Source organism: Arthrobacter sp. P1_B4, from assembly GCF_056406555.1.
Window position 1 is genome coordinate 1 of the sequence record NZ_JBFTZW010000139.1, and the last position, 5,428, is coordinate 5,428.

3 protein-coding genes and 3 pseudogenes are annotated in these 5,428 nt (G+C 63.0%); 2 read left to right on the forward strand and 4 right to left on the reverse strand.

Annotated features, from left to right (window positions below; genetic code table 11):
- Window positions 1–128: 128 nt before the first annotated feature.
- A pseudogene (locus AC1D1W_RS19695) lies at window positions 129–550 on the forward strand (putative PEP-binding protein); the annotation flags it as partial.
- 498 nt (window positions 551–1,048) lie between these two features.
- Window positions 1,049–2,164, forward strand: a complete 1,116-nt coding sequence (locus tag AC1D1W_RS19700; RefSeq protein ID WP_243178991.1) for a hypothetical protein — start codon at window positions 1,049–1,051, stop codon at window positions 2,162–2,164.
- A gap of 398 nt (window positions 2,165–2,562) precedes the next feature.
- On the opposite strand, the gene AC1D1W_RS19705 is transcribed toward AC1D1W_RS19700, so the two are convergent.
- From AC1D1W_RS19705 to AC1D1W_RS19720, 4 genes and pseudogenes are all read right to left on the reverse strand, one after another.
- A complete protein-coding gene (locus AC1D1W_RS19705) occupies window positions 2,563–2,817 on the reverse strand; it encodes a hypothetical protein (protein WP_243178989.1) in 255 nt (84 codons plus the stop codon).
- A gap of 112 nt (window positions 2,818–2,929) precedes the next feature.
- Window positions 2,930–3,358, reverse strand: a pseudogene (locus AC1D1W_RS19710) (peroxidase family protein).
- Complete coding sequence (locus tag AC1D1W_RS19715) at window positions 3,246–3,788, reverse strand: peroxidase family protein (protein WP_279294096.1); 543 nt, start codon at window positions 3,786–3,788, stop codon at window positions 3,246–3,248. The pseudogene AC1D1W_RS19710 and the gene AC1D1W_RS19715 overlap by 113 nt, the downstream one beginning before the upstream one ends.
- Before the next feature lie 53 nt (window positions 3,789–3,841).
- Window positions 3,842–4,819, reverse strand: a pseudogene (locus AC1D1W_RS19720) (transposase); the annotation flags it as partial.
- Window positions 4,820–5,428: the final 609 nt, after the last annotated feature.

Consider the following 5,428-nt stretch of genomic DNA (forward strand, 5'->3'; position numbering starts at 1 on the left):
GGGTGACACCTACCTGAGCGAAGGCATCTACCTTGCCGTTACTCCCAGCACTATGCAATTAGCCAACGCCTCAAGCAGGTCTGGTTCGCGGGGACCCAGCGACGTGGGCGGAGGAAACCCGGGCCCCTATTCCCTCCAACGCCCTGCTCGCCGACGAGTTCCTGGACTACTTCGACGGATTCTCCATCGGCTCCAACGACATAACCCAGCTGGCCCTGGGCCTGGACCGGGACGCCGCGATTGTCTCCGGCAGCTTCGATGAACGCGATCCGGCCGTCAAAAAGCTCCTCAGCATGGCCATCAAGGCCCGCAAGGCGCGCGCAAATATGTCGGCATCTGCGGCCAGGGTCCGAGCGACCACGCGGACTTCGCCGAGTGGCTGGTCGAGGAAGGCATCGATTCGTTCTCCTTGAACCCCGATACCGTGGTGGACACCTGGCTCCGCCTCGCCGGCGAGGCCGGCGAGGCAGGGGGTCAGCGCCGAAGCGAACTGACAGCACGGCGCCAAGGGAAGGACAGGCAGGACACCGACGGCAGCACGGACAACTAAGTCCAGATAGTGCTGCTGTGGGCGGATCGTGCCAGGGCGGGGGAGCGCACACGTGGCACTCGCCAAGCACGATGTTGGCGCGGCAGCAGATCATAGGGTGTTGCCCACGACCCCGTCCCCCAGCTTGACCGTCACCAACCCGGCGACAGCGCCCATCCCGATCAGGAGGTTCCGGAAACCCTGGCGCGGGCAGACTGATTACGGTGGGCCCGCCACTAAATCAGGACATTCCGTATCCGACCACGACGACGGAATGGGCCGCGGCGCATCTCTTACGGTACCGACAGCACCTAAGTCCTGAACAGTAACACCTGCGTAACGGTTAGTTCGCCATGATTTGTTGGGGTCATTGCCACTGGAGGAGCTCCTGGCTGGCTGAAGGTTTTGAATTCCAAAGGGGACGGCGCGCTCAAGAGATTCCTCCCTGGCTCAGCGCCGGGACGTCGCTTCAAGTAGATATTTGGGCTTTTGACGGCCCCATGGCAGAAAGGATAGGCAGTGACTGACCTGAGGAGTGATCGGACCCTCGCCGAGGGACATGAACAAGCCCTGGTTCCGCCATCCCGTTCTGAGAGCCCACGAACACGGATTTGGGTTCAGCACGTCGCCGTCGAAACTGACAAGCTGCAGATGCGAGTGGACGCAGCCCGTGCTCGGGGAAATTTGACCCCGGCCCAGGAAACCATCGCAGGCGGCGTCTGCGGGTTCATAAAGAAGGCCCGGGCCGCCGCATTCAGAGATGATCCCATTCCCGGCCGCTGGGCGAACTGGTGGCGAGGAACACTCGTGGAGGCTGCGTACCGAAATATGCACACAGCCAGGGCCCAGATGATCGACCTGTATGAAAAGGAAGAACTGAGGGCCGAGATTCCCATGGTAGTGGCCCGGGCAAATGCGACGATGCACAGGGATGATCCACGTTGCATTACGATTCCCGACTTGGAAGCGGAGCCCGTCGAGTGTTTGCGACCCCGCATGCGACGCGTGGTCGGTGACACTTACGAAAACTTGGATCTCAAGCATTCACAACTCCGCAGCTTCCGCAATATCCTCCTTATTGCTGCGACCTTTATCGCCTTGGGAGTGATCGCGACTCTCGTCTTCGTGTCCGAAAACCCCCACCTCATGCCCCTCTGCTTTCCCAAGCAGGTGATATCGAGCACCGACCCTGCGTTAACCATTGTTACTGGCATGGCTTGCCCAACCAGCTCAGGAAGTCAGGCCTCTCCGAGCAGCGCCGACATCCTCGTCGTCGCCGTTCTCGGAGCTTTGGGCGGCGCGCTCGCCGCCACTCTGTCGATCCGCAACCTCAAAGGAACCTCTACGCCATACGACGTACCGGTCGCATTGGCGTTTCTCAAGGTGCCGCTGGGCGCGCTGACCGCCATACTGGGCCTGATCGCTATCCAGGGCAACTTCGTCCCCGGTCTGTCAGTCCTGGACTCCCAGGGGCAGATCTTGGCCTACGCACTTGTCCTTGGATTCGCCCAGCAGACGCTCTCCAGGGCGCTGGACAAGAGGGCGCAGACGCTCTTGGAGGGGCTTCCCGGAGGTACGGCTACCGAACCAACACCACCAGGCTCAGGCAAGCTGGTACGTCCTACCAAGCCATAAGGTAGGGATGTGGAAAGACCCCAAGCAACAGCGCTACAGGGCTGCGCTACCGGGGCGAACGGTACCCGGACTCAGCACACGTGCGCCGACCGCTTGGGCGGGCCCCTTCGAAACGTTCGATTGGCGATACTTGACAGCAATAAATGTCAAGGACCACCGCCCATATCCTCATTTTTTAGTGGGCAACTTCAACGTTGAAACAAGGGATGGGTGACATTGGATTTCGCGTCGGTGCGTCGCCAGCTGTTTGTATCCAGTCGAAGCGGCGATTTTTCGCGGGTGGATCCTGAGCTGCAGCCGTCAGGGTGTTTCCCCGGCAGGTCAGGACGGGGGCACTTGGGCGCGCTGTCATTTTTGCTGCGAAAGGGCCACGCCCAGCTGCTGCAGCGCCGAGGCACCTATGAGACCAGAAACGGCGGCGGGCACGGCGGCCCGCGCCGGAATCTGCCGCCGCCGACCAGCCACGGCCGCCGCCGACCAGCCACGGCCGCTGCCGTGGCATCGGCCAGATCGATCGGCGCGGCATAGTCTAAGATCTTGTTCCGGTCCCGTTCCGGGACAACACGGGCCGCTACGCCGAGGAAAATGCCGCGGCCTCCAAACAGGCGCACGAGGTAGAACGATGCGGAGTTCTCGTCCAGGTCCAGCAGCATGAGCCGTGTGGCCAGTCGCGGAAACAACAGGCTAAGTGTTCCAATCGGAAAGCGCACGGTCAGAATGAGCCGGGCTGCCGACGAAGTGGTAAGGGAGATCATCATAGGGCTGCTATCGCCGGTTCGTCCGCAGCCACGGTGTGAAAGCGTTTTTTGATGATCGGAGCGCGGGCGCCAGTTCCGGGCAGTGACGCAGCAGGACCGTGACCATGGTGGTTTCATCGATCCAGCGCATCCCTTCGGGCGTGTAGACGGCAGGGGTGAAGTCACGCGTGAATAAACGGTCGCTGTTCAGCCGCCTCGAGGCCATCAGGATGAAGATCCGGAACTAGGTATCGCTGAAGGCAAATCCTTCGGGACGCGTTTCGGCGAACATGCCTGCGAGCAGATCCACCCGGTCAATGTCGCCGCCGTAGACGTCTCCGAGTTCACCCGCCCACTTGGGGTTGTCGGTGAGTTCGTCGAAACTGCGGGGGACCGGAAGATGGAGCAGACGCCGGAATTCGGTGTAGCGGGGGAAGCCGAGCTCGCGGCTGCGCAAAATGGCGGTCCGCCGGGTCGATGATTTGGCCGTCGGGACGGCGGAATGTCTGGAGGTGCTTGGGATAGTTGTGCAGCGTGACCAGGCCCGGGTTCATCGTCCCGAAGACGGCCAGTTGCGGCGCCGACCAATCGTCGCCGGGCTCGGTGGGCAGTATCGAGGGATTCTCGCTCCAGCCTCTGCCGTGGTTGAACCAGTCACGGATCATGAACTGCAGGCAGGGCGCGATGAGTGCGTTGCCGGCCGTCGCGGGGATGATCCGGTCCCGGGTTATCAGCCGGCGGCTGATTTCGCGGGCGTTCGTTTCCAAAATCCGGTCGGGAGGCACCGGGCGGGTGCTATCGATCGAGACATTGCGGCCGAACCGGGTGTTCGCCATGCCCATGGCGGGGTTGTCGAGGTGTTCTCGGGCACGGCGGACTATGCCCAAGCGCTGGGTCGTCGGCTGGCAGTGAACTTCGAGTAGGGAGTCCAGTACATGCCCCGGGCGGAGGTATCGAAGGTCATCCTGGTCAGGGCGATCAGGTGCAGGGCTTTGTTCAGGGTTCTGTCGCCGCCGCGGTTGAGTCTGTGCCGGACGGTGTTACCGGAAGAGGCCGGGATGGGGCTGACCCCAGCCAGGGAAGCGAAGGCCGCCTCGGAATGGACGCGTCCGTGGTGGGACCAGACGGTCAGGCAGATGGCCGCGGTGACGGGACCGAAGCCGGTTTCCTCCAGTAGGGGCGCGGCTTCGCTGATTTCGACCAGCTCGGTGATCCGGGAGTTGTTGGTTTTGATGTCCGCGTCGAGTTCGGTGGTGCGTTTGGCCAGCCGGACTGCTTCGGAGCGGGCAACGGACAAGGCCAGCGGTTCTTTCCGGACCCGCCAGCGGGAGACTTCGGCGATCTGGGGTCCGGTCAGGGGTTTACGCGCGTCCAGGCCGAGGTCGTTGACCCGGAGCAGGGCGGTCAACGCGTTCACGCCCCTGGTGCGTCGGTGGTCATGGACTCCCGTGCGGTGACCAGGCCCTGCAGGGCCGCGCGCACTCCTTCGTTCAGTCGTGGTTGGCGCAGTTGCTGCTCATCGAGCGGCAGGACCGCTGCGGCGATCCGGTGCGCGTCGAGCGGGTCGGATTTGCCGACCCCGTGACGGGCATCCATGCGGGCGGCTTCGGCGACCTGGTAGCCGGCGGCGCCGACTGCACCGGCCAGCAGGGCGCCGTAGGAAGCAGCGCCCTCGATCACCCACAAGGCGGCCAGGTCAGCGCCGGTGCGGCGCGCGACCCAGGCAATGGACCGGTTGATACCGGCCCCGCTGCTCGCGCGACCCAGGCAATGGACCGGTTGATACCGGCCCCGCTGCTGGGGAAGGCCCGGGTGTCGATCATTTCACCGGTGCCGGCAGTGATGATGGCGTAGACATGGTTCTTGGCGTGGGTGTCGACGCCGACGACAAAGGGCGGGAATGCGCAACGATGGTCATGGCGGTTCTGGCACCTTCCTCTACTTCGCGGATACGGTCAGGGCCGTAAACGGCCGGTACCAGTCCGGGTAGAGGTCACTTCGKAACAACACTGTTACGAGCCACGCTCCAACGGGGCGGACAACCTTCTGATCAAGTTACCGACGTGGGCCGGGCGGTACCGGCCGCTCCACCCCGCGGACGGACAGATCCCACTCAAAGACACCCTTGCAGGGGCCAGTCACTTCGTGAGTCACATCCACGGGGCAGAACGGCCAATACCCACTCTGCCAGCCAGTCCCAGACCAGCCACTACAAACCTCACAGTCCACTTCGGCGTCGCCTCTGGGCGGAGCCGGCACATTCCTAACCATCCGGGATGTTGTCTAGCCAACGGTTCACCGCTGCGACGACTTCCGGCGGGCCGCTAGCATAACTCACCGCAGGTTCCTCAGCTTCCGACGATCCAGCGATGATCCGTGCACGGAAGTGTTCGGTACTTGCCGGGTCCCTCCAGACTCGAATAACCAAGGTCGCCTTTGCGGGCGCCCCACCGTTAGGCCCATTAAAGTCATCGGACACTGCCCTGCCCATCAAATCCGCTCCCGTCCGGCCATCAAGTGAATAGGA